General features: G+C 74.4%; 15 protein-coding genes. 5 read left to right on the top strand and 10 right to left on the bottom strand.

Annotation, left to right across the window (positions count from 1 at the left end):
• The first annotated feature begins 23 nt into the window (after positions 1 to 23).
• Together ACH5AR_RS26255 and ACH5AR_RS26250 are read left to right on the top strand one after the other, a co-directional pair.
• Positions 24 to 1,226 carry a restriction endonuclease gene (locus ACH5AR_RS26255; RefSeq protein WP_396303968.1) on the top strand — a complete coding sequence of 401 codons (1,203 nt, stop codon included), beginning with the start codon at positions 24 to 26 and terminating at the stop codon, positions 1,224 to 1,226.
• Between the two features lie 182 nt (positions 1,227 to 1,408).
• Positions 1,409 to 2,593 (top strand): NaeI family type II restriction endonuclease, encoded by a 1,185-nt coding sequence (locus ACH5AR_RS26250; RefSeq protein WP_396303967.1) that lies wholly within the window; start codon positions 1,409 to 1,411, stop codon positions 2,591 to 2,593.
• Between the two features lie 335 nt (positions 2,594 to 2,928).
• Here the strand turns inward: ACH5AR_RS26250 and ACH5AR_RS26245 are convergent, their stop codons facing one another.
• The 10 genes from ACH5AR_RS26245 to ACH5AR_RS26200 all read right to left on the bottom strand — a co-directional run bounded on the left by ACH5AR_RS26245 (position 2,929) and on the right by ACH5AR_RS26200 (position 12,679).
• Positions 2,929 to 3,420: a YbaK/EbsC family protein gene (locus ACH5AR_RS26245; protein WP_396303966.1), complete on the bottom strand. Its 492-nt coding sequence runs from the start codon at positions 3,418 to 3,420 to the stop codon at positions 2,929 to 2,931.
• Between the two features lies 1 nt (position 3,421).
• Entirely contained in the window at positions 3,422 to 4,405 is a 984-nt protein-coding gene (locus ACH5AR_RS26240; RefSeq protein WP_396303965.1) for a TauD/TfdA family dioxygenase, read from the bottom strand.
• 176 nt (positions 4,406 to 4,581) lie between these two features.
• A complete protein-coding gene (locus ACH5AR_RS26235) occupies positions 4,582 to 5,580 on the bottom strand; it encodes an ArsR/SmtB family transcription factor (protein WP_396303964.1) in 999 nt (332 codons plus the stop codon).
• Between the two features lie 242 nt (positions 5,581 to 5,822).
• Positions 5,823 to 6,500 carry a response regulator gene (locus ACH5AR_RS26230; protein WP_396303963.1) on the bottom strand — a complete coding sequence of 226 codons (678 nt, stop codon included), beginning with the start codon at positions 6,498 to 6,500 and terminating at the stop codon, positions 5,823 to 5,825.
• On the bottom strand, positions 6,497 to 7,750 hold the full coding sequence (locus ACH5AR_RS26225; protein WP_396303962.1) for a sensor histidine kinase: 1,254 nt from the start codon (positions 7,748 to 7,750) through the stop codon (positions 6,497 to 6,499). Before ACH5AR_RS26225 ends, ACH5AR_RS26230 begins: the two co-directional genes overlap by 4 nt.
• A 193-nt stretch (positions 7,751 to 7,943) precedes the next feature.
• Positions 7,944 to 9,548, bottom strand: a complete 1,605-nt coding sequence (locus ACH5AR_RS26220; RefSeq protein ID WP_396303961.1) for an ABC transporter permease — start codon at positions 9,546 to 9,548, stop codon at positions 7,944 to 7,946.
• Positions 9,548 to 10,444, bottom strand: a complete 897-nt coding sequence (locus tag ACH5AR_RS26215) for an ABC transporter ATP-binding protein (RefSeq protein ID WP_396303960.1) — start codon at positions 10,442 to 10,444, stop codon at positions 9,548 to 9,550. The genes ACH5AR_RS26220 and ACH5AR_RS26215 overlap by 1 nt, the downstream gene beginning before the upstream one ends.
• Positions 10,445 to 10,447: 3 nt before the next feature.
• On the bottom strand, positions 10,448 to 11,212 hold the full coding sequence (locus ACH5AR_RS26210) for a DUF4097 family beta strand repeat-containing protein (RefSeq protein WP_396303959.1): 765 nt from the start codon (positions 11,210 to 11,212) through the stop codon (positions 10,448 to 10,450).
• Between the two features lie 263 nt (positions 11,213 to 11,475).
• On the bottom strand, positions 11,476 to 12,438 hold the full coding sequence (locus ACH5AR_RS26205; RefSeq protein WP_396303958.1) for a TauD/TfdA family dioxygenase: 963 nt from the start codon (positions 12,436 to 12,438) through the stop codon (positions 11,476 to 11,478).
• A 43-nt stretch (positions 12,439 to 12,481) separates the two neighbouring features.
• A complete protein-coding gene (locus tag ACH5AR_RS26200) occupies positions 12,482 to 12,679 on the bottom strand; it encodes an MbtH family protein (protein ID WP_396303957.1) in 198 nt (65 codons plus the stop codon).
• Between the two features lie 250 nt (positions 12,680 to 12,929).
• Between ACH5AR_RS26200 and ACH5AR_RS26195 the strand changes: the two genes are divergently transcribed.
• From ACH5AR_RS26195 to ACH5AR_RS26185, 3 genes are all read left to right on the top strand, one after another.
• A complete protein-coding gene (locus tag ACH5AR_RS26195) occupies positions 12,930 to 13,937 on the top strand; it encodes an SAM-dependent methyltransferase (RefSeq protein WP_396303956.1) in 1,008 nt (335 codons plus the stop codon).
• Positions 13,938 to 13,947: 10 nt separating this feature from the next.
• Complete coding sequence (locus ACH5AR_RS26190) at positions 13,948 to 15,321, top strand: serine hydrolase domain-containing protein (protein ID WP_396303955.1); 1,374 nt, start codon at positions 13,948 to 13,950, stop codon at positions 15,319 to 15,321.
• Positions 15,322 to 15,472: 151 nt separating this feature from the next.
• Positions 15,473 to 25,132 carry an amino acid adenylation domain-containing protein gene (locus ACH5AR_RS26185; RefSeq protein WP_396303954.1) on the top strand — a complete coding sequence of 3,220 codons (9,660 nt, stop codon included), beginning with the start codon at positions 15,473 to 15,475 and terminating at the stop codon, positions 25,130 to 25,132.
• The last annotated feature ends 3 nt before the right edge of the window (positions 25,133 to 25,135 follow it).

The following is a 25,135-nucleotide window of genomic DNA, read 5'->3' as shown; positions in this document are numbered from 1 at the left end:
AAGCAGGTGATAGATCTTTAAATATGACTGCTCCTGCTGTGCCCCGGGTCGCATTCGCGGACCTCAAGACCTCGGACCTGGTCGTCGACGCCGTCTACGCCGGCGGCCCCGGCGGGCATGCGGGGGACCCGATCGCGAAGCTCATCGAGGGGGTTGGCAACCAGGGCGGGTTCCGCAGCCACGGGTCGCCCGCTCGGAAGGACGTCACGCTGACTGTCCTCTATACGACCGGCACCCACATAGACTGGCCGGACTTCCTCGATCTGCAGACCGGGACCTTCACCTACTACGGCGACAACCGCACCCCCGGCAAGGAGCTCCATGCCACGAGCAAGAAGGGGAACCTGCTGCTGAAGGAGGCGTTCGCCGCTGCACACGGAACGGCGGAGGACCGGGTGAGGGAGGTCCCGCCGTTCCTGCTGTTCGAGAAGGCCGGGACCGGCGGGCGGGACGTCCGATTCCGAGGGTTGCTGGTCCCGGGAGGCCCCGGCATCGGCCCGGACGACGAGCTGGCAGCGATCTGGCGGACGACGGGCGGCGAGCGCTTCCAGAACTACCGGGCCCGCTTCACCGTCCTGGACCACCCCCGGGTCACGCGGTCATGGATCGAGCACCTCAGGAGCGGAGGCGACCCGCTCGCCGGGGACTGCCCGCCGACCTGGAGGGCCTGGGTCGAGACGCGCACCTACACGCCATTGACCTCCCCCGCCACGAGCAGCATCCGCACGAAGTCGCAGCAACTGCCGGACGGCACCGCCGACGAAGCGATGCTCGGCGCCATCCGGGACCACTTCCGCGGCAATCCCCACGGCTTCGAGGCCTGCGCGGTCGCCATCTGGCGGCTGATCGCCCCTGCCACAGGCCGGTGCGACATCACGCGGCCCAGTCGCGACGGCGGGCGCGACGCTGTAGGCGAGTACATCCTGGGCCCCCTCGCCGACCGCATCGCCATCGACTTCGCCCTCGAAGCCAAGTGCTATGCGCCCACCACGGCGGTTGGCGTCCGGGACGTCTCCCGTCTGATCTCACGGCTCAGGCACCGCAACTTCGGAGTCTTCGTCACGACGTCGTACTTCCACACGCAGGTCCAGAAGGAAGTCCGAGAAGACGGGCATCCCATAGCGCTCGTCTGCGGCCGCGACATCACCGACGTCTTGCGGCAGCACGGGTACAGCACCGCTGACGCCGTCAGGAGCTGGCTCAGGCGTGTGTTTCCTCAGCCCTAGCCAGTGAGCCGCCCGAAAGAGCGAGTACCGTGCTCACGGGCCTTCTCCCCAGGAGCCCAGCCTGTCACGGCAGCCGGATCCGACGGAGGCATTCAAGCAAACGTGCAGGCCAGCCGAGCAGAGGCCGGGTTGGGGCAGCAGTTTCTAAGTGGTTGTCCGTGCCTGCTGTCAGACTCCCGTGCGTGACGATTCAAGAGGACCTGCTGTTCCCCCAGGATGCTGTTCGCGCTGCCAAGCAGGACTCGCGGGCGCTGGCGGCGAAGTACTCGCGCCGCGAGACGTTCCGCACCTGGGATCCCCCGACTGAAGACATGGGCAAGGTGCCGCGAGAGTGGCGGATCCCGCAAGGCCTTACGCAGCAGGTCCCCGATGACCTCACCCCGTTCGTGGAGTGGTTCAACAACCAGCCGGAGGCGCGTGAGCGCTTCCGGTGGGCGCTGCGCGACTCCCTCGATGAGCTGCTCGACGGTCAGCGGACGGGGCGCTGGGCGTACCAGCACCTGACGAAGACCGAGAAGACGTATCTCGGGACCGCCGTCGAGGTGAACCTGACCAAGGAGTTCGACATCGCCAACGGCATAGACCTCGACTGGTCCATCGCCGGCTTCGACATCGACTGCAAGTTCTCCAAGGACCTCGGCGGCTGGGAGATCCCGATGGAGATGTACCGGTGCGCTGACCACGGCGAGCGGAGCGGCCATGCCGACCATGTTGCACTCGTGACCTGGATGGACGACGACGAGAGCAGGTGGGCTGCGGGCATAGTGCGGATCACCGATGAGCGCCTGCGCTGGAAGAGAGGGCTGGATGCCGACGGCAAGCGCGTCCGCGCGTACAACCGGGACAATAAGCGCAAGCTCGCCGACAACGCTGCGTCCGAGGTGTACTGGCTCTGGGGCGGCCTCCAGACGGATCTGCCGGGAAACCTGCTGCGCCACCTGGATGCCGGACCACGCGAGCGAATCCTCACCGCGTCGCTGCCACGTCGGCGCACCTCCGGCCAGCAGCGGGTGAACCAGCTGTTTCGCGAGGTGCAAGACCGGCTTGTCGGCCGCCAGACCGTGCTGACCGTCGGCCAGCAGGACGACGCGCCGAAGCGGGCCCGTGACGCGCGGATTGCTCTTCGTCCGGAAGGCATCATCGTCTTGGGTCATCAAGGGTCGCACCCGCATGTCGCCCGAGCGCTCGGACTGCCGGTACCGATCAAGGGCGAGTGGATCTCCACCCGCGTTGTACCCGTCCCAGGCGACGACGCGCGACCGAAGTTCTCCCTCGACGGCCAGTTCTGGGCCCGCGCACAGAGCGGTGAGGAGATGAGTCCTGCGCCTAGTCTTCCTCACACTCAACAGGTCGACGGCCAGAGCTGACCCACAACCCGGCTTATCTGCGGCCACGTGAACCACGGCGGTTCGAGAGGGTTGGGCCATAGGCTACGCGCGCTGCACCCAAGCCCAGCGCCAGGTCGGCCGCCCGACGATGTGTGCACCACAGTCGGCTGCCTCGACTTCGTAAGCGCCTGGCCGTTCCGGCGGGACCAGGATGGCGGACGGGCTGGCCGGTGGATGCGCTCTCGGTCCTGGTTCCGGACGATGCCTGGGCAGGCTCGTCATGCGTAGGTCGCGGGTTCGAATCCCGCAGGCGGCTCAGAGGGAAGCCCAGGTCGGACGGTGTCCGGCCTGGGCTTCTTTGCGTGGGGGCGGGGTCAGGTGGCGATGGGGAGGGCGCGGGGGCGGGCGAGGGTGCGGTAGGCGGGGGTGGCCAGCTCGACGGAGCGGTCGAGGCGGGCGGCGTTGAAGTAGATCCGGGGGTGGGCCAGCAGGGCGGGGTCCACGAGGAGTTCGAGGTCGGGGCGGAACGAGAACGGGATGATCGAGCCGCTGGTGCAGCCGCTCAGGCGTTCGGCGGTGGGGCGGTCGGCGAAGCCGGCGCGGGTGGCGTCGAGGGCGCGGCCGACGGCGGTGAGGTCGACGCGGCGGTCGCCCGGGACGACGGCGAGGGCGTAGCGGGTGCCGGCGGGGTGCTTGGCCCGGACGACGATGGACTTGGCGGCCTGCTCCAGGGGGTGGCCGCGCAGTTCGCTGGCGAGTGCGGTGTTGCCCTCCGGCTCGTGGTCGATCGTCCGGTAGGCGGTGGGTGTCGTCGTCAGCAGGTCCAACAGCCTGTCGTAGGCGGAGACTTCGGCTGCCGTCGTCATGTCAGGGGGTGGGCCAGTCGGTCCAGTCGGCGGCGGTCATGGTGACCAGTACGGTGCGGTCGCCCTCGTAGGGTGCGCGGCCGTGGCTGGCGAGGATGTTGTCGACGACCATGACGTCGCCCTGCGCCCAGTCGGGGGCGAGGGTGCTGCGGTCGAAGGCGGCGTGGATCTCGGCCAGGGTGTCGGCGTCGATCGGGCTGCCGTCGCCGAAGTAGGCGTTGCGCGGCAGGTCCTGCTCGGGGAAGACGGCGAGGAGGGCCTCGGTGGTCCTCGCGGGCAGCGAGCCGATGTGGAAGAGGTGCGCCTGGTTGAACCAGACGGTCTCGCCGGTCACCGGGTGCCGGGTGAGCGCCGGGCGGACCTGGCTGGTGCGCAGCAGGTCGCCGTCCCACTCCCAGCTGATGCCGTTGTCGCGGCAGTAGGCCTCGATGTGGCCGCGGTCCTCGGTCTGGAAGGCCTCCTGCCAGGAGAGGCCGATGCCGTCGTGGTAGGCGCGGGTGTAGCGCACGCCGAGGGCGGAGAACTTCTCCACCAGCTCGGCCGGCAGCTCGGCGAGGACGGTGCGGCTGTCGGCGACCGGGGTCTGGCCGCCGGTGCGCGGGGTGCGGGTGGCGAGGAAGAAGAGGTGGTCCGGCCAGTGCGAGGAGTAGGAGCTCTCGTTGTGCTGGGGGATGCGCTGGTCGGCCGGGTACTCGGTGGAGGTGTAGACGCTGCCGGCGACCCGCGAGCGCGGGGTGGAGCGCTCGGTGTACTCCAGGGCTCCGCCGCCGAGGACGGCGGCCACCTCGGCCAGCTCGTCGGTGGCGGCGAGGGCGGCTCCGGTCAGCCGCAGCGAGCCGTGGCGCAGGGCCAGGCGGCGCAGTTCGGTGCGGTGGGCGGTCAGCCAGGCGGCGCGCTCCGCACCGGCGGGGACGGTGGCGACGGGCTGCACCGTCCCGTGGTCTTCCAGGAAGGACACCTCAAGGTCCGTACGCGATCTCGTCACGGCGGGTTCACCTCGTTCGTGCGGTGGTGGCGGGGATCGGGAACGCCGTCATCCTCGCCGTGCGGCGGCCGCCGGGAACAGGTGATTAAGAGAGGCCCGAAAACGTCTGGCGAACAGCGGGGCCGGGGCCGCGGTGGGGCTGCGGCCCCGGCGGTGGGTAGGGCTGGGGCCGGGCCTTAACGCCCGGCCAGGACGGACTGGCCCTGCGGCGTGGCCCGGTGGTGCGGCGCCGTGCCGGGCGGGTTGGCCAGGAACCGGGTGCCGCCGTTCAGCAGGGAACGGCCCAGGGGCGTCACGGTGTGCAGGACGAGGTTGCGGGTGCGGCGGGTGGCGATCAGGCCGGCCGCCCGCAGGACCGAGGTGTGCTGGCTGACGGCGGCGTTGGACACGCCGACGCGGTCGGCGAGTTCGCCGTTGGTGCTGCCGTTGAGCAGGGCCTCCAGCAGGGCGGCCCGGGTCTTGCCGACGAGGCTGGCGAGGGCCTCGCCCTGGGCGGAGTCGAGCGGCCGCTCGGCCTCGCGGGCGCCGAGCACGGCGTCCCCGCGGGAGTCCGGGCGGACCGGGAAGACCAGGGCCGGGGCCGGCTCGGCCTTGACCACGGTGGCGTGCGGCGGGACCACGGCGGGCGCGGTCAGGAAGAGCGACGGCGTGATCACCAGGCCGCGGCCCCTGAGCTCGATCGTCTCGTCCTGGTCGTCCTCGACCTCCAGGACCGGGGCCCGCCAGTGGACGCGCGGGTGCAGGGCCTGGAGCAGCGTCTCCACGCCGGAGGCACTCATGATCTGCCGGTAGGCGTCGGTGTCGCGGACCAGCCGGGCGTGGATGGCCTGCCAGTACGGGAGGACGGCGATCGTGCCGAACTCCTGCACCAGGGCGTCCGGTCCGGCGGAAGGGTCCTCACCGACGGTTCGTGCCGGAATCCGCGCTAACGGCTCGGACGGATCGTCCACCTGCGGCGGTGGGGCGCCGAGCAGGTGCCAGATCGTCCGTCCGGAGAGCTCGAAGCGGTGTATACGGCGCTGGAGCTCCTCCCGGCTCCGTACGCTGTTGGTGACTGCCTGGTGCCATCTTCGGAAGTAACCACCCGAGTTCTTCGACCAGTTGTCCAAGGCGAAGGCCGCTTCGGCCTCGGCTGTCGGTGGTCCGGCGACCCGGACGCGGACGAGATCCTCCATGGAAAAGACGATGTGGCTCACGAACGTGTTCCCCTTCCCCCGAAGAGGGCTTGGCCACGCTGACGTTCGGCCGAAGCTCCCCCATTCGACTGGGGGTAATCATCGCTGTTCGCCCGCGCGGCGGGGTATCCCCCTTTCGGGAGATCCGCAGGATCGCGCCACGGGGTCGCACACGGTGACAGGAGGGGCGGGGGTGGAGGAGGTGTGGTGAAGGGCCGGTGCCGACCGTCCGGATGCGCGCGCTAGTCCTCACCCCGCTGCATGGTGCCGCTCTCCCAGGCCCAGGCGGCGATCTCGACCCGGTTGCGGACCTTCAGCTTCATCTGGACGCTGGCCAGATGGGACTTGACGGTGGAGAGGGAGATGGCCAGCGCCTCGCCGATCTCCTGGTTGGTGCGGCCGCGGGCGACCAGCCGGGCCACGTCCAGCTCCCGGTCGGTCAGGACCGCCGGGGAGAGCGTGGTCGCGGCGACCGGGGCCGCCACCGGCCCGGCGGCGGACAGCCGCTTGAGCAGCCGGACGGTGACGGCGGGGGAGACCATCGCGTCGCCGGCGGCGACCGCCCGGACCGCCTCGATCAGCAGGGTCGACCCGCTGTCCTTGAGCAGGAAGCCCTGGGCGCCGCCGCGCAGCGCGCCGTACACGTACTCGTCCAGGTCGAAGGTGGTGACCACGACCACCCGCAGCGGGTCGCTCACCCCGGGGCCGGCCAGCAGCCGGGTGACCTGGAGGCCGTTCAGCCGGGGCATGCTGATGTCGACCAGGCAGACGTCGGGCCGCAGCCGGCGGGCGAGTTCGACGCAGGTGGCGCCGTCGGCGGCCTCGCCGAGGACCTCGATGTCGGGCTGGCTGTCGAGGATCAGCCGGAAGCCGGTGCGGACCATGTCCTGGTCGTCCGCGATGAGCACCTTGATGGTCATGCCGGCATCCTCCGAGCGCTGGGGTCCGTGTCCCTCACGGGGAGCAGGGCCGTCAGCTCCCATCCTCCCGTATCGTCCGGGCGCCCGGTGAGCGTTCCTCCGACGGCCCGCACCCGCTCCCGCAGCCCCAGGAGGCCCAGGCCCTGCTGCCCGAGGTGGGGGACGCGCAGGGCCTTGCGGACCGTTCCGCCGCTGGGCGGCCCGTTGAGCACGGCGGCCTCCAGGACGGTCGGCCCGAGGGCGATCCGTACGGTGATCCCGGCGGCGTCCGGGGCGTGCCGGCGCACGTTGCTCAGGCCCTCGGTGATCACCCGGTGCGCGGTGGTGACGATCTCGGGGGCGAGCCGGGCGCTCAGCGCGGCCTCGTCCAGCTGGAGGTCGACGCTGGCGCCGCCGCGGCGGAAGGAGTCCACCAGGACGGGTATGTGGGCGATGCCCTGCCCGGACAGCGGCGAGGCGGCGGCCAGGTCGGTGCCCTCGCGCAGCATGGCGACCAACTGCCGCATCGACTCCAGGGACTCGCTGCCGGCCTGCTCGATGTCGTCGAAGATCGGGACGACCTCCTGCGGGGCGGTCTGCCAGACCGCCCGGCCGGCCTGGGCCAGCACGATGATGCCGGTGACGTGGTGGGCGACGAAGTCGTTGAGGTCGTTGGCGAGGTCGATCAGCTCGTCGCGGCGGACCCGTTCCACGGCGCGCAGCCGGCGGGTGTCGGCCGAGCGCAGGTAGCTGCCGAGGGCGATCGCGACACCGGCGACGACCGCCAGCAGCACGACGGTCAGCACCGCCCCGGAGGTGCTGCGGGAGACCCGGGCGGCCAGCCCCAGCAGGGCCGCCACCAGCGCGGCGCAGGTGCCGAGGGCGGCGGCGCGGTCGCGGACGTTGCGGGCGGTGGTGACCAGCAGGAGGCTCAGTGCGAGCAGCTCCATCAGCCCGGGGGAGTCCTGCCCGGCGCCGCGGACGAAGCCCACCGCGGACCAGAGCAGCGACCAGAGCGCGGCGGCCCCGGCGCGCAGCCCGGGCCGGCCGCGCGGGCCGAACAGCACCAGGGCGGCCGGGACGAGCCCGGCGAGCGGCAGCAGCGGCCCGGCGGTGTCCAGACTCATGGCCAGGTCCAGCAGCCACAGCACGCCGAACCCGACCGCCAGGGCGGCCCGGGCCGCGCGCGGCAGGGTGGACACGGGCGTCGCCGCGGACGCCTGGTCCGGGGCCGGGTGGGCGAGGAGGTCTCGGAGGCTGGGGAGCCGCACGGGCCGGCCTTTCGGGTCGAGGGGCGGACGGTCGGTCGGGAGGGGCCGGTGGGACGGTCGGACGGCCGGTCGGGACAGGTGCCCGGGACGGGGCCGGAAGGACCGCCGGAGCGGCGCCCGGACGGGGGTGCCGGGCGCCGCTCGGTGGCCTGGCGTCGGGGGTGTGCGCCAGGCCCGTCCAGGGGGCGGTGGTTCAGCGGTTGGCGCGCCGCACGGCGTCCACGCCGAGGGCCAGGGCGGCCAGCAGCACCGCGGCGGCGGCCACCGCGGCCGTGCCCGGGCCCTTGCCCTGCGCCACGCCGAGGAAGTCCACCTCGGGGATGCGGTTGAACATCGCGTACCAGAGCAGCGGGTAGAGCGCCTGGAACAGCCGGGGGCCGCGGCTGACGATGCCGCAGAGCATCGCCAGGGCGGGCACCAGCAGGGCGCCGACCAGGGCGGCGACCGCCGCGCCGGTGTCGCCGGCGATGACCAGCCGGACGATCGGCACCGCGGTGACGGCCAGCGCCACGGCGATCCCGGCGACCAGCCCGGCCAGCAGCCGGCGGCCGGCCGCCGGGCAGGCGGCGAGCAGGGCGTCGATGCTCCCGGCGCCGGCGTGGTTGCCCATCCGGGACCAGATCAGCACCGGCCAGAGCACGGTGAGCGGCAGCACCGGGTGCAGGACGTTGCCGCTCGGGACGGCCGCGGCGAGCACGGCCAGGGCGAGCGTGCCCAGCCACCACCAGCGCATGCCCTGGAGCAGCACGCGGACCTCGCCGACCAGGGTGGGCACGAAGGACGAGCCCATCCGGGGCGGGGTCATCAGGGACGGGTCGAGGCCGAAGGAGGCGCCGGTGCCGGCGGTCGGCTCCTCGGCGTGGTCGGCGTGCTCGGCACCGGTCTGGTCGGTCGCGCCCTTGGCGCCCTGGACCAGTGCGCCGACCCCGCCGAGCGCGGCGGACGGGTCGAAGCGGCGGAACCAGAGCACCGACAGCAGCGCGGCCACCAGCCCGCCGGCCACCAGCAGCGCGGCGTTGGCCAGCAGGCCGCCGCCCAGGTTGTCGAGGCCGAGGCCCGGCCAGTCGAAGGTGATCGGGGCCTTGTCGTCGGAGGTGAGGCCCACGCCGAAGCGCACCGCGTCGGCCGGGTGCCCGGCCGCCGAGATCGCCTGGCGCATCGACTCGCTGATCCGCTCCATGCTCAGCAGGTCGTACGAGCCGGAGGCCTGCGAGGCCATGATGCCGACCAGCCAGACCACGAACCAGATCAGCGCGCCCACGCCGCCGCGCAGCCCGGGCACGGTGTCGAAGAGCACCGCGCAGGCGGCGACGAGGGCCAGCAGCGGCAGTGTGATCAGGACGAAGGGCAGCAGCAGGCGCACGACGTCGACGTGGTACGACTCGCCCTTCACCAGCTGCACGCCGAAGGCCGTCACCGCGAGGGCGAGCAGCATCGAGCCGAGCACCAGCAGGTTGCTGCAGAACTTGCCGAACAGGTACGAGGGCTTGCTCATCGGGGTGGCGGCGAGGATCTGGCCGACGCCGTTGCGCTCGTCCTTGGGGACGGTGCCCCGGGTGATGTTGAAGCCGGCCAGCGCCAGCCAGACGGCGCCGCCGAGCGCGGTGACGGTGCCGACGTAGCCGCTGGTGTACAGGCCCCGGTAGCCGCTGATCTGGAAGACCTGCCAGGTCGAGGAGCCGACCGGGGCGGCCAGCAGGCCGAGCGCGAGCGTGCCGAGCAGGACGACCAGGTAGGCGGGGCGGCGGCGGCGCTCGCGGAAGTCGGCGATGGCGAGCGCCGTGACGGTCCCGGCCATCAGCGCACCACCGCGTGCGGGGCGGCCGGGGCCGGGGAGGAGGTCAGCAGCAGGTAGGCGTCGTCGAGCCGCGGCGGGACCGGCTCGGCGTGCTGGGCGGGCGCCTGCGCGGAGATCACCCGGGCGCGGACGCCCTGCGGGGTGCGGGTGGTGCCGCCGAGGACGAACCGCGAGCGCAGGGCCGGGATCTGGTCGGAGGCCACGGTGAGCTCCCAGATCGAGCCCTCGGCGAGCCGCAGCAGCTCCTCCGGGGTGCCGTGGTGGATCAGCCGGCCCTTGCCCATGATGGCGATCCGGTCGGCGGTGGCGGCCACGTCGGAGACGATGTGGGTGGAGAGGATCACGATCCGCTCGGAGCCGAGGCCGGTGAGCAGGTTGCTGAACCGCATCCGCTCCTCCGGGTCGAGGCCGACGGTCGGCTCGTCGACGATCAGCAGCTGGGGGTCGTTGAGCAGCGCCTGGGCGATGCCGACCCGCTGGCGCATGCCGCCGGACATCGAGCCGAGCCGCTGCTTGGCGGCGCCGGAGAGGTTGACCAGGTCGAGCAGCTCGGTGATCCGGGCGTTCGCGGAGCGGCCCTGCAGTCCCTTGGCCGAGGCCAGGTAGGAGAGGAACTCGCGGGCGGTCAGCTGGGGGTAGACGCCGAAGTCCTGCGGCAGGTAGCCGATGGTGCGGCGCAGCGGGCCGGGGTTCTCGGCGATGTCGGTGCCGTTCCAGAGCACCCGGCCGGAGGTCGGCTTGGTGACGGTGGCCAGGATCCGCATCAGGCTGGACTTGCCGGCGCCGTTGGAGCCGAGCAGGCCGAGCACGCCGGGGCGCAGGGTCAGCGAGAAGGAGTCCACCGCGCGCTTGCCGCCGCGGTACTCCTTGGTCAGGTCGGTGATCTGGAGTTCCATCGCTCAGTCCTTCGTGTTGACACGGACGACACCGACCTTGGAGGCGACGGTGATGGCATGGGCGGAGTTCGGGTCCTCGCCGACCTCCACGTGCGGGTTGGAGGAGCCCGCCTTGGCCTCGACGTGGTAGCGGGTGCCGTCCTCGGGGACCCGCACGGTGATGCTGCCGGTGTCGGACTCGGCCTTGACCCTGTCGGGGGCCTTCACGAAGGCCAGCTTCACGCTGCCGTTCTCGTTGGCGACCTCCACGGTGGCGCTGGAGAGGCCGCTCGCGTCGACCTTGCCCTTGTCGGTGCGGACGGTGAGCGGCGCGGTGAGGCCGTCGAGGTCCACCGAGCCCTGCTCGGTCTTCACGTCGAGCTTGCCGTCGATGCCCTTGGCGGTGATGCCGGCCGATCCGCTGCCCTGGACGGTCACGGCGACGCCCTTGGGGACGTGCACGGTGTACTGGGCCTTGCAGTTGAGGACGATCCCGCTGCACTTGCCGGTCAGCTTGAGGGTCTCGCCCTCCAGCGTCCAGGAGGCGTTGCCGTCCTTCGCCGCCTGGCCGGCGAGCCGGCGGTCGGCCTTGAGGGCGGTGCCGTCGGCGGGCACCAGGGTCACGTCCTTGTCGGTGTCCACGGTGAGGTGCGTGCCCTGGAAGCCGAAGTCCTTGGAATCGTTGCGCGGTTGGGCGTCCAGGTCGTCGCTCACACCGCAGCCGGTGAGTGCGATGGCCAGCGCGGAGATCGGGGCCAGCCAGGCCAGCTTGGCGGTCGACATCTTCATACCCGTCATGCTCCCGGCGCGGCCCGGGCGGCCACATCCGCCTTTCGGGAGAGATCGGCGGGGCGCCTCGTTCCTTCGGCCGAGGAGCGGCTCTCGTCCTTTCGGCCGGGGCCGCCGGGGCGAACGGACGGATGCGGGTCGCGGGTTCACTATACGAATTCCCGGGGGAAAGAGAGCCCGCCCGGCACGGGCCGGTGAAGGCCGTGCCGGGCGGGCGGGGAACGGGGGCGGGAAGCGGCCGTCGCGGGCCGTCGGGACCGATATCAGATCAGGACGGTCCGCTTTCCGGTGACGGCGCTGATTCGCCGGGCGTCGCGGGTGAGATTGACCCGCTTGAGCCAGCGGTCGGTGCCGTCGAAGCGGCACTGGAAGGACTCCCGGCCGTGCACGACCCGGAAGTTGTCGACGAAGACCAGGTCGCCCGGGGCGAGCGAGATCCGCTCCACGTGCTCGGCGAGCGCGGCCTGGACGGTCGCGACGGCCGCGGCGGCCTGCTCGTCGCCGGGCAGCGGGCGCATGAAGTCGATGTCGAAGCGCAGGTAGGGGCGGTCCGAGGGGCCGAACAGCACGGCGCCGAGCTGCGAGCCGTCGCCCGCGCTGTCGGGCAGCGAGCCGAGGTCGTGGGAGTCGTCGGGGAGGAACTGGAAGCGCTCCTGGAACAGCACCTCGCGGACGTCCTGCGGGAGGTCCAGCGCCTCGGCGCGGACGTAGGTGGTGCCCACCCGGGTGGGGTTGCGCAGGCACAGCAGGGCCACGTAGTCGCTGCGGCAGGGGTGGAAGACGTCCTCGGTGTGGAAGTTGAGCGCCCGGGTGCTGCTGGCGCTGGTCAGCGAGTTGTCGTCCTCGGGGGTGGGGCAGACGTCGTGGACCAGCCGGCCGGCCTGCTGGCTGGTCCAGCCGAACGGCTCGGCGAGCCCGGCGCCGACCAGGGCCAGCACGCCCTCCTCGTGCCAGCCCGCGCCGAGCTTGGCGGACTGCTCCCAGCCGAGCGGGGTGGGTTCGAGGTCGGCCCGGACCGGCAGGTTGGAGACCACCGTGATGGCCTCCCCGCCGGTGCGGGTCGCGGCGAGGAAGGTCCGCAGCCGCTCCGGCAGCCGCTGGGCGGCGACGGCGGCCGCCGAGGACATCCGCGAGGGGTCCTGGTCGCCGTTCAGCGACGCCAGGAATTCATCGGCGAGAACCGCGATCTCGTCGCGCTCTTCATCGTGCAACCGCAGCGTGGACACCGCTTTCCTTTCATTCGCGTCGGTGCGCCCTGGGAATTTCCGCTCAGGACGCGATGGAGCGGGGGCGGAGGTCGGTCCAGTTGTTCTCGATGTACGTCAGGCACTCCTCGCGGGAATCCGGGCCGTACGTGGACGACCAGCCGTCCGGAATGTCGAGGAAATCCGGCCAGAGGCTGTGCTGGTTCGCCTGGTTGACCAGTACCCGGAACGTGCCGTCGGCGTTCTCGAACGGGTTGCCCATGCGTGTCTCCCTGAGCTGGTGCGGGGGTGGCACCGCTCATGCTGGGAAGCGTCCCGGCGCGCGGGCAAGCTCGTTAAGCCAGGCCTTAAATCGAAAAACGGACCCTTTGATTTCGCTTCGCCGAATGCCTGCCGTGATCCCTCGCACCGCGCTGACCTGCGGTTATCGTGCCCTGCTTAAGGAGCTGGAGCCTTCCGTCGGTCCCGTTCGAAACTGAGGGCACCTGCCGGAAATCGAACAGGAGGCATCCATGTCGATCACTGAAGTGGCGGCACCCGGAGCACAACTGACCTCGGCCGACATCTACAACTCGGCGGTGGCGTCCTGGGCTATTGCCGCCGCCTGGGAGGTGGGCGCGCTCGACGAGCTGGACGGAGCCGCCGCTCTGGACGCGGAGGAACTGGCGGAAAAGCTCGGGCTGGACCCGGTCGCGTCCCGCGGGATGTTCCAGGCGCTGGCCTCGGTCGGGGTCGTCACCCGCGACGGCACCACCGTCAGCCCCGGCCCGCTCTTCGCGGAGGTGAACACCTACCGCTCGTACTTCCACTGGCTCAGCCGCGGCTGCTCCGGCCTTTACACCGAAATGCCCTCGGTGCTCCGCAAGGAGAACCGGGTCGGCTCCTTCTACCACCGCGACGGCGCGGCCATCGGCTACGCCTGCCGCGAGCTGTCCACGTTCTCGTTCGACCCGGCGTTCTGGGCCGCGATGGACCGGCTGCCGTTCGACTTCAAGGTCGCCGCCGACCTCGGCTGCGGCAGCGGCGAGCGGCTCATCCAGATCGCCAACCGCTACCCGGGCACCCGGGGCCTGGGCCTCGACATCGGCCGGCCGGCCGTCGAGATGACCACCCGCGAGGTGGCCAGGGCCGGTCTGTCCGACCGCATCACCGCCCTCCAGGCGGACGCCCGGGACCTGGCCCCGCACCCGGCCTTCGAGGAGGTCGAGCTGCTCACCTGCTTCATGATGGGCCACGACTTCTGGCCCCGCGAGAACGCCGTCAGGTCGATGCGCACCCTGCGCGAGCGGTTCCCCAACGTGCGCCGCTTCCTGCTGGGCGACACCACCCGCACGGTCGGCTACCCGGACCGCGAGATCCCGCTGTTCAACCTCGGCTTCGAGTCCGCCCACGACCTGATGGGCCAGTACCTGCCCACCCTGGACGAGTGGCACGGCGTCTTCGAGGAGACCGGCTGGAAGCTGGCCGGCGAGCAGCGGATCGCGTCGCCCGCCGCCTCCGTCGTCTTCGAGCTGGAGTGACCCGGACACCATGACGACCACCTCGGCACCCCCCACCAGGAGCGTCGACCCGGCCGACGCCGAAGGGCTCGGCCGGCTGCTGCACCGGCTGGTCCGCCGGTACGCCGTCCCCGGAGCCCAACTCGCCCTGCTGCACCGGGGCGTGACCTCGGTGACGGCGGTCGGCGAGGAGCTCCACGGCAGCGGCCGGCCGGTCACCGCGGAGTCCCGGTTCCCGGTCGGCTCGCTCACCAAGCCGTTCACCGCCGCGCTGCTGACGACCCTGGCGGACGAGGGCGAGGCGGACCCGGACGCCCCGCTCGACGGACAGTTCCGCGAGTTCGCGGGGCTGCCCGGGGAGCTCGGGAGCGAACTGACGCTGCGCCGGCTGCTCACCCACACCGCCGGGCTGCCCGGCAGCCACCCCGCCGAGCAGCCGCCGGCCGACCGCGACCAGTACCTCGGGGAGGCCGCGCGGGCGGTGGTCTGCCCGCCGGGAACGGCCTTCTCCTACTCCAACGTGGGGCTGGTCGCGGCCGGGAGGGTCGCCGAGCTGGCCCTCGGCATGCCCTGGGAGGAGGCCGTCACCACGGTCCTGCTGCGTCCGCTCGGCATCCGCGCGGCCTTCGTCACCGGCCCGGGCGCCGCCGCCGGGCACGTCCCCGGGCACGCCGCCCAGCCGGCGTACGGCACCGCCCGTCCGGTGGCCCAGCTGCTGCCCGCGGTGGAGGCGCCGGCCGGCGCGCTCGCGCTCTCGGCCGCCGACCTGCTGCGGTTCGGCACCCTGCTCGCGGACGGACCGGTGCGCCCCCGCGGGCCGCTGCTGCCGCCGGCCCGGGTCACCGAGGCGATGCGCCGGATCGAGCCGAACACCGACGCGTTCGGCCTGGCCGACGCCTGGGGCCTCGGCATCGCCCACTACCTGGCCCCGGACGGCCGCACCTGGGTCGGCCACGACGGCACCGGCGACGGCACCTCCTGCCACCTGCGGGTCGACCCGCAGGACGGCACGGTCGTCGCCCTGACCACCAACGCGGGCACCGGGCTCGCGCTCTGGGACGACCTGCTGGCCGAGCTGGACGCGGCCGGCGTCCAGGTCGGCAGCCACCCCTTCACCCGGCTGCGCGGCGACGCGCCGCCGGCCCCCGACCACCTCCTCGCCGACTGCGCGGGGACCTACCGCAACGGCGCCACCGAGTACCGCCTCGTGCACGACCCGGACGGGCTGCGGCTCGACCAGGGCGGCCGGCCGTTCGCCCGGCTCGCCGTCCGGACCGACCTGGCCTTCTCGGTCGTCGAGCTGACGACCGAGCGGACCGGCTACACCGGCCGCTTCCACCGGGACGCGGCCGACGGGCGGATCGACCGCCTGCAGATCGGCGGACGCCTGGCGGTCCGCCGGTGAGCGGCGGCGAACGGCAGTAACAGCGTGTTCCGGACTCCCGCGACCGGCGGGAGTCCGAAGCCGTGTCGGACCGGACGGCCGACGGCCGGACGGCTGAGCAGGCTGAGCAGGCAGAGCAGGCAGAGCAGACCGAAGGGCAGGAGACGCAACCATGTCGCACGAGGCGGCTTCCTCGGACGCACGGCTCACCACTGGCACCGACCCGGCGTCGGCTCAGGCGGCAGGGTGGCACGCGGGGCCGCCGGCGCCCGCCGCCGCGACGCTGCCCGAGCTGCTGCGCCGGCAGGTCGAGCGGGGCCCGCAGGAGCCCGCCCTGGTGTCCGGGGCCGGCGTCCTCTCGTACGCCGAGCTGGAGCGCCGGACCAACCGGCTGGCGCACCTCCTGATCGACCGGGGCGTCGGCCCCGGCAGCATCGTGGCGCTCGGCATGGCCCGGGGCGCGCACCTGGTGCTCGCGGCCATCGCCACCACCAAGGCGGGCGCCGCCTACCTGCCGGTCGACCCGGCCTACCCGGCCGAGCGGGTGGCCTACGTGCTCGCCGACGCCGCGCCGCGGCTGCTGCTCACCCACGGCGCCGGGTCCGTCCGGACCGCGGACGGCCCGACGCCCGTGTTGGACCTCGCCGACCCGGCCGTCGCCGAGGCACTGGCCGGCTGCCCGGACACCGACCCGGTCGCGGCCGGGAAGGCCGCGCCGGGGCACCCGCTGGACGCCGCGTACGTCATCTACACCTCCGGCTCCACCGGGCGCCCCAAGGGCGTGGCCGTGCCCCACCACGGCCTCGCCGCCCTCACCGCCCAGCACGTCGCCAAGCTGGCGGCCGGCCCCGGCTCCCGGGTGCTCCAGTTCGCCAGCCCGAGCTTCGACGCCTCGGTGTTCGAGCTCTCCATGGCGCTGCTCACCGGCGGCACGCTGGTCCTGGCCGACGCCGCGCGCCTGGTGCCCGGGCCGGCCTTCACCGACCTGCTGGTCGAACAGCGCATCACCCACGTCACCCTGCCGCCGGCGGTGCTCGCCACCCTGGCGGACGGCGGCGTCCCGGACGGCGTCACCGTCGTCACGGCCGGCGAGGCCTGCTCCGCCGCGGTCGCGGCCCGCTGGGCGCCCGGCCGGCTGATGGTCAACGGCTACGGGCCGACCGAGGCCACCGTCTGCGCCACCATGAGCGACCCGATCCCCGGGGACGGCACCGCCCCCGACATCGGCCGCCCGGTGACCGGCACCCGGGTGCACGTCCTCGACGAGCGGCTGCGGCCGGTCGCCCCCGGCACCGTCGGCGAGCTGTACGTGGCCGGCGACGGACTGGCGCTCGGCTACCTGGGCCGCCCCGGCCTCACCGCCGAGCGCTTCGTCGCCGACCCGTACGGCCCGGCCGGCGCCCGGCTCTACCGCACCGGCGACCTCGCCGAGTGGACGGCGGACGGCGTGCTGCGCTACCGCGGCCGGACCGACGACCAGGTCAAGATCCGCGGCTTCCGGGTCGAGCTGGGCGAGGTCGAGGCCGCCGTGCTGACCCACCCGGCCGTCGCCGAGGCGGCCGCCGGCGCGCCCGAGGACGAGCGCGGCCACCGCCGCCTCGTCGTCCACGTCCGCGCCGTACCGGGCCTGGCCGCGCCCACCCGGGCCGAGCTCGCCGCCCACCTGCGCCGCACCCTGCCCGAGCACCTGCTGCCCTCCGCGGTCGTCCCGGTCGAGCGGTTCCCGCTCAACCCCTCCGGGAAGGTGGACCGCTCCAGGCTGCCCGCGCCGGACTGGACCGGCCGCGGGGTCGCCCACGTGCCGGCCGACGGCCCGGTCGAGGAGGCCGTGGTCCGGATCTGGGAGGAGGCCCTCGGCACCACCGGCGTCGGGACCACCGACGACTTCTTCGACCTCGGTGGCGACTCGCTGCTGGGAGCCCGCGTCCTGGCCCGGCTGAAGGCCGAGTTCGGCACCGCGCCGAGCCTGCGCGAGCTGTTCGCCGCGCCCACCGCGGGCGCCGTGGCCGCCCTGCTCGGCCGGGCCGGGCACACCCCCGGCGCGGCCGGGGCCGCCCCGGCGGCCCCCGCCGACCACCGTGGCGAGGGCGCCACCGCGCCGATGTCCTTCGCCCAGGAGAGCCTCTGGTTCCTCCACGACGCCGCCCCGGCCCTGGCCGGCTACGGCGCCGCCGTGGGCATCGAGCTGACCGGCGAGATGGACGACGAGGCGCTGCGCACCGCGCTGGGCGCGGTGATCGCCCGGCACGAGGTGCTCCGCACCACCTTCCGGGCCGGCGAGCACGGCGGCGAGCAGGTGGTGCACGCGCCCGGCCGGCCCGCGCTCGACGTGGTCGACCTCACCGCGCTGTCCGACGCGAAGGCGGAGCAGGAGCGCGAGCGGCTGCTCGCCGAGGCGACGGCCCGCCCGTTCGACCTGGAGGCCGGGCCGCTGCTGCGCGCCCTGCTGGTCCACCTGCCCGGGCGGCGGCACGTCCTGGTGCTGGACCAGCACCACATCGTCACCGACGGCTGGTCCACCCGCGCCCTGCTCCGGGAGCTCTTCGAGCTCTACGACCGGGCCGTGCGCGGGCCGCTCGGCCCGGTGGCGCCGGCGCCCGCGCAGTTCGCCCGCCACGCCGCCGACCAGCGCGACCGGGCCCGGGCCGGCGCCTGGGACGCCGACATCGCGTACTGGCGCGAGCGGCTCGCCGACCTGCCGCCGCTCGACCTGCCCGCCGACCGGCCGCGCTCGGCCGCCCGCACCGGCGCCGGCGCCCTGCACCGCTTCCACGTCCCGGCCGAGCTGGCCGCCGGACTGCGCGCGCTGTCCCGGGCCCGGCGGGCCTCCGTCTTCATGACCCTCACCGCCGCCGTGCACGTCCTGCTGGCCCGGCACAGCGGCCAGCGCGACTTCGCCCTCGGCATCGCCACGGCCGGCCGCCGCGACGGCGTGGACGACGACACCCAGGGCTTCTTCGCCAACCTGGTGCCGCTGCGCACCGAGCTGGACCCGGCCCTGCCCTTCGGCGAACTCGTCGAGGCCGTACGGGAGTCCACACTGGCCGCGGTCGAGCACGGCGAGGTGCCGTTCGACCGGCTGGTGGAGGCGCTGCGCCCGGTCCGCGAGCCGGGCCGGATGCCGCTGGTGCAGACCGCCGTCACCTACCAGGAGCCGCTGCTGCGCCCCGGGGCGACGGCCGCCGGGCTCCGGCTGGCCGAGGCCGAACTGCCGCGCTCCTCCTCGCGGTTCGACCTGCTCTTCGAGTTCTGGAACCACGGCGACACGCTCGGCGGCGGCATCGAGTACAGCACCGACCTGTTCACCGCCGCCACGGTCGCCCGGCTGGCGGACCACCTGCTCGGGCTGCTGCGGTCGGCCGTCGCCGACGCCGGCGCGCCCGCCGGGCGGCTCGCCCTGGTCGGGCCGCAGGACGCCGCGGCCCGGCGGGCCCGGGCCGACTGGCACGACACCGAGACCACCTACCCGCGCGAGGCCCGGGTCCACGAGCTGTTCGAGTACGTCGCCCGGCTCCGCCCGGAGTCCGTGGCCCTGGTGCACGGGGAGACAGCCGTCCGCTACGGCGAACTCAACGCCCGGGCCAACCGGCTGGCCCGGCGGCTGGTCGCCGCCGGGGTCGGGCGCGGCACGCTCGTCCCGGTCTGCGCCCGGCGCTCGCCCGCCATGGTCGTCGGGCTGCTGGCGGTGCTCAAGGCCGGCGGCGCCTACGCGCTGCTGGACACCGGCCTGCCGGTCGAGCGGCTGCGGATGATGATCGAGGACCTGGCCGCGCCGGTCGCGCTCGTCGCGGCCGAGGCCGAGGAGACCGTCCGGGCGGCCTGGCCCGCCGGGGGCGACCCCGTCCTGCTGTCGCTCACCGACCCGGCCACCGAGGCCGAGGACGACTCCGACCCGGCCGTCCCGGGCAGCGCCGAGGACCCGGCGACGGTGATGTTCACCTCCGGCTCCACCGGCCGGCCCAAGGGCGTGCTGGCGCCCCACCGCGCCACCGTGCGCACCTTCGTCGGCACCGGGTACGCCCGGTTCGGGCCGGACGAGGTGGTCCTCCAGTCGGCGCCGATCTCCTGGGACGCGTTCTCCCTGGAGCTGTTCGGCGCGCTGCTGCACGGCGCCCGCTGCATCCTCCAGCCGGCCCCCACGCCCGAGCCGGAGGAGATCGCCGAGCTCGTCGAGCGGCACGGCGTCACCACCCTGTGGCTGTCCTCCAGCCTGTTCAACGTGATGGTCGAGGAGTACCCGGGCATCTTCGGCACGCTCCGCCAGGTGCTCACCGGCGGCGAGGCCGTCTCGGTCGAGCACGTCGGCCGGGTGCTGCGCCGCCACCCCGACCTGCGCCTGGTCAACGGCTACGGGCCGGTGGAGTCGATGGTCTTCGCCACCACCCACCGGATCACCGAGCGGGACCTGGCGCGGGCATCGGTGCCGATCGGCCGCCCGATGGCCAACACCCGGGTCCACCTGCTGGACGAGGACGGCCTGCCGGTCGCCGACGGGGTGCCCGGCGAGCTGTACCTGGCCGGCGACGGCCTGGCGATCGGCTACCTCGGCCGGCCCGAGCTGACCGCCGAGCGGTTCGGCCCGGCGGCCTTCGACCCGGCCGAGCGGCTCTACCGCACCGGCGACCTGGCCCGGATGCTGCCCGAGGGCGTGCTGGAGTTCCTCGGCCGGGCCGACGACCAGGTCAAGGTGCGCGGCTTCCGGATCGAGCCCGGCGAGGTCGTCGCCGCCCTGCTGAAGCAGCCGGAGCTGGCCGACGCCGCCGTCCTGGCCCTGCCGGACGGCGCGGGCTCCAAGCGCCTGGTCGGCTACCTGGTGCCCCGGGACGCCGCGCGGCGCCCGGACACCGCCGCGGTGCGCGCCGCCCTGGCCGAGCAACTGCCCTCGTACATGGTGCCGTCCGCCTTCGTCACCCTGCCCGCGCTGCCGCGCAACGCCGCCGGGAAGCTCGACCGGGCCGCGCTGCCGGCGCCCGGGGCCGACACCGGGCGGGCCTTCCTGGCGCCGCGCGACGACAAGGAGCGGCTGCTCGCGCGGACCTGGGCCCGGCTGCTCGGGGTCGAGCGGGTCGGTGTCGAGGACAACTTCTTCGAGCTGGGCGGGGACTCCATCCTCACCATGCGGGTCGCCGCCCGGGCCCGGGCCGAGGGGCTCGCGCTGCGCTCCGGCGACGTGATGCGGCACCAGACCGTCGCCGCGCTCGCCGCGGTGGCGACGTGGGCCCGGGACGAGGCGCCCGCCGCCGAGCAGGGGCAGGTCGAGGGCGAGCTGCCGCTCACCCCGGTCATGCGCTGGTTCCAGGGCACCGACCCGGCCCGGCCGGGGCACTTCGACCAGACCGTCCGGATCGAACTGGCCGCCGGGGTCGACGAGCCGGCCCTGGAGCGGGCGCTGGGCGCGCTGCTCGCCCAGCACGACGCGCTGCGGCTGCGCTTCACCGGCGCCGCCGCCCACCACGCGGCCGGCCCGGCCGGCCCGCTGCTGAAGGTCGAGGACCTGGCCGGCCGGCCGGCCGCCGAGCAGGACCGCCGGATCGACGAACTCGCCGAACAGGCCGAGGAGTTCGACCTCGCCGAGGGACCGCTGTTCGGCGCCACCCTGCTGCGCCGCGGCCCCGGCCGACCGGACGTGCTGGTGCTGGCCGCCCACCACCTGGTGGTCGACGGCGTCTCCTGGCGCATCCTGCTGGAGGACCTCGCCGACGCCTACCGGCAGGCCGTGGCCGGCCCGCAGGTGCGGCTCGGCGCCAAGACCACCTCGTTCCGGGCCTGGGCGCTCGACCTCCAGGCCCGCACCGAGGCGGGCGAGTTCGAGCCCGAGCGGGCGTACTGGGAGGGCGTGGCGGACCGGGCGCTGCCCCGGCTGCCGCGCGACCTGGCCGGCGCCAACACCGCCGGCTCGACCCGCACCCTGACCGTCCGGCTGACCGCCGCCGAGACCGACGCGGTGCTCCGGGAGCTCCCGGCCCGCTACCAGGGCGGCCCGGACGACGTCCTGCTGAGCGCGCTCGGCACCGCGCTGGCCGCCTGGACCGGCCGGCCCGAGGTGCTCGTCGACCTGGAGGGCCACGGCCGGGCCGAGCGGGACGGCACCGACCTGTCCCGCACCGTCGGCTGGTTCACCGCCGTCTACCCCGTCGCCCTGACCCTGCCCGATCCGGCCGCCGGCTGGCCGGCCGTGCTCAAGTCCGTCAAGCAGCGGCTGCGGGACGTCCCCGGCGACGGCCTCGGCCACGGCGCGCTGCGCGACGCGGCCGCCCACCGCGCCGAGCGCGACCGCGCGCCCGAGGTGGCCTTCAACTACCTCGGCCGCTTCGAGGAGCTGCCCGAGGGCGGCCCGTTCGCCCCCGGCACCCGGCCGCGGATGTGGCTGCGGCAGTCCCCGGAGTCGGTCCGCCCGCACCTGCTCGACGTCATCGCCGTCCTCGGCGACGGCGGCGCCCTGGAGCTGCTCTGGCAGTACTCCGACCAGGTGCACCGGGAGGAGACCGTACGGCGCCTCGCCGAGGCCACCGCCGACGCGCTGCGCGCGCTGGCCGCCCACGCGGGCGAGCCCGGCGCCGGCGGCCGGACCCCGTCGGACTTCCCGCTGCTGCGGCTGGACCAGGCCGCGGTGGACCGGCTGGCCGGTGACGGCCGCGCGGTGGCGGACCTCTACCCGCTCACCGCGATGCAGGCCGGCATGCTCTTCCACTCGCTGGAGGCCGCCGCCGAGACCGGCGGCCAGGACGCCTACTTCGCCCAGTTCGCCTTCGTGCTGGACGGCGTGGACCGCGTCGACCTGCTGGAGCGGGCCTGGCAGGCCACCGTCGACCGCACCCCGGTGCTGCGCACCACCGTCGCCGACACCGGGGCCGGCGGGTTCGTCCAGCGGGTGCTGCGCACCGTCCCCGCCCCGCTGACCGTGCTGGACTGGCGCGGACTGGACGGGGCCGGCCGGGCCGAGGCGCTGGAGCGGCTCTTCGCCGCCGACCGCGAGCTCGGCGTGGACCTGGCCGAGGGCCCGCTCACCCGGCTCACCGCGGCCCGGCTGGACGGCGGCGCGCTCCACCTGCTGTGGACCTTCCACCACGTGCTGCTGGACGGCTGGAGCCTCTACCAGGTGCTCTCCGACCTGTTCGCCGAGTACGCGGCGCTGCGCGCCGGCCGGCCGTCCGCCGCCGTCGAGCGGCCGCCGTTCCGCGACTACGTGGCCTGGCAGCTCGCCCAGGACGCCGACGAGGCCCGCCGGTACTTCACCGAGCGGCTGGCGAGCCTGACCGCCGCCACCCCGCTGCCCTTCGACCGCAGGCCGTCCGCCGAGCACCGGGTCAGGTCCTCCGCGCGGCTGCGGGTGGAACTGCCGGCCGAGCTGTCCGCCCGGGTCTACCGGGCCGCGCGGGAGCGGCAGGTCACCGTGAACACGGTCGTCCAGGGCGCCTGGGCGCTGCTGCTGTCCCGGCTCTCCGGGCAGGAGGACGTCTGCTTCGGCGCGACCGTCTCCGGCCGCCCCAACGATCTCGACGGCGCGGCGGAGATGGTCGGGCTGTTCATCGGCACCCTGCCGGTGCGCACCCTCGCGGACCCGCGGGCCGAGCTCGGGCCCTGGCTGCGCGAGCTCCAGCAGGAGCAGGTGCGGGCCCGCGCCCACGAGCACCTGCCGCTCACCACGATCCAGGCCGGCAGCGGGATCGCCGCCCCGGCCCGGCTCTTCGACAGCGTGCTGGTCTTCGAGAACTACCCGGTGGACGACGCGGCGCTCACCGTCGGCGGCCTCGCCCTGCGCGACGTCAGCGCCGACGCCGAGACCACCAACTACCCGGTGTCGGTGGGCGTCTACCCGACCGAGCGGCTGACCTTCTCGTTCGCCTACGACCCCGGCCTGTTCGACGAGCGGACGGTGCGGTCCTTCGCCGACCGGCTCGGCCTGCTGCTGGACGGCATGGCCCGGCCGGAGCGGGACGCGCCGACCAGGCTGGCGGACCTGCCCTGGCTGTCCGAGGACGAACTGCGGCGGCAGCTCACCGACCACAACGACACCGCGGTCGCCGTGGACCGCACCACCGTGCCGGAGCGGATCGCCGCCCAGGCCCGGCGCACCCCCGCGGCGCCCGCGGTGACCGGCCCCGACGGCCGCCTCGACTACGCCGGCCTGGTGGAGCGCTCGGACGCGCTGGCCGCCCGGCTGCGCGCCGCCGGGGTCGGCACCGAGGACGTGGTGGCCGTCGCCATGCGGCCCTCCGTGCTGCTGGTGGTGGCGCTGCTCGCGGTCTGGAAGGCCGGCGCCGCGTACGTGCCGCTGGACCTCCAGCACCCGGCCCGGCGGCTCGGCGCCCTGCTCGCCGAGTGCGGCCCGGTGCGGCTGCTGGCGGACGCCGAGGGGGCGGCCGCCCTGGCCGGCGAGGTGCCGGCCGGCTGCCCCGTCGACGTGGTGGACCTCGCGGCCACGGCCGGCCCGTACGACCGCACCGAGGCCGTGCGGCCCGCCCCGGCGGACACCGCGTACGTGCTCTACACCTCCGGTTCGACCGGCACCCCCAAGGGCGTGGTCGTCGAGCACGCCTCGCTGGCGCACTACCTGGCGCACGCCGCCGAGGCGTACCCGGGCCTGGGCACCTCGGCCCTGCTGCACTCCTCGATCGCCTTCGACCTCACCGTCACGGCGCTGTGGACCCCGCTCACCCTCGGCGGCACGGTGGTGGTCTGCCCGCTGGAGCCGGACGCGCTCGCCGCGCTGGCCGGGGCCGGCACCGCGGTGGGCTTCGTCAAGGCGACGCCCAGCCACCTCCCGCTGCTGGAGCGCCTGCCCGACGTGGCGGCCGGCTCGGCCGACCTGGTGGTCGGCGGCGAGCAGTTGCTCGGCGAGACCCTCGCCGACTGGCGGGCCCGCCACCCCGGCAGCGCGGTGGTCAACGAGTACGGCCCGACCGAGGCGACCGTCGGCTGCATCGTGCACCGGGCCGAGCCCGGGCAGCCGCTCGCCCCGGGAGCCGTCCCGATCGGCCGGCCGATCCGCAACACCCGGGTCTACCTGCTCGACGGCACGCTGCGCCCGGTGCCCGACGGCGTCACCGGCGAGCTGTACCTCGGGGGCGACGGGCTGGCCCGCGGCTACCGCGGCCGGCCGGCGCTGACCGCCGAGCGGTTCGTCGCCGCCCCGTTCGGGGCGCCCGGCGAGCGGCTCTACCGCACCGGCGACCTGGCCCGGCGCCGCGCCGACGGCGTGATCGAGTACCTGGGCCGGGTCGACGACCAGGTGAAGGTGCGCGGCTTCCGGATCGAACTCGGCGAGGTCGAGAGCGCGTTGACCCGCCACCCGGGCGTCGCCGCGGCCGCGGCCACGGTGCTGGACGGGGTGCTCGGCGGACACGTGGTGACCACCGGGGGCCCGGACGCGCCGGACGCGGCCGAACTGCGCCGCTTCCTGGCCGGGCTGCTGCCCGAGCACATGGTCCCGGCGGCCTTCGCCTTCGTCCCGGAACTGCCGCTCACGCCCAACGGCAAGGTCGACCGGGCGGCGCTCGGCCGGCCCGCGGCGGGGCCCGCCGAGCCCGCGGCCCAGCCGCAGGAGCCGCTGAGCCCCACCGAGCAGGCCCTGGCGGGCATCTGGGCGGACGTCCTGGGGGCGGCCCGGGTCGGCCGGGACGACGACTTCATCGCCCTCGGCGGGGACTCCATCCGGAGCCTGGGCGTGATGGCGAGCGTCCGCAGGGCCTTCGGGGTCTCCCTGTCGCCGCGGGAGGTCATGACCACGCGGACGGTCGCCGAGCTGGCGGCACTCATCGAGGACAAGGTCCTGGCGGACCTCCTGGCCGCCGAGGGACTGGCGGACACCGGCACGAGCAGCGAGGCATGAGGA

This window comes from Kitasatospora sp. NPDC018619 (assembly GCF_044391605.1).
Lineage (GTDB): Bacteria > Actinomycetota > Actinomycetes > Streptomycetales > Streptomycetaceae > Kitasatospora.
The sequence above is the reverse complement of the archived record's forward strand: the minus strand, read 5'-3'. Positions and strand labels throughout refer to the sequence as shown.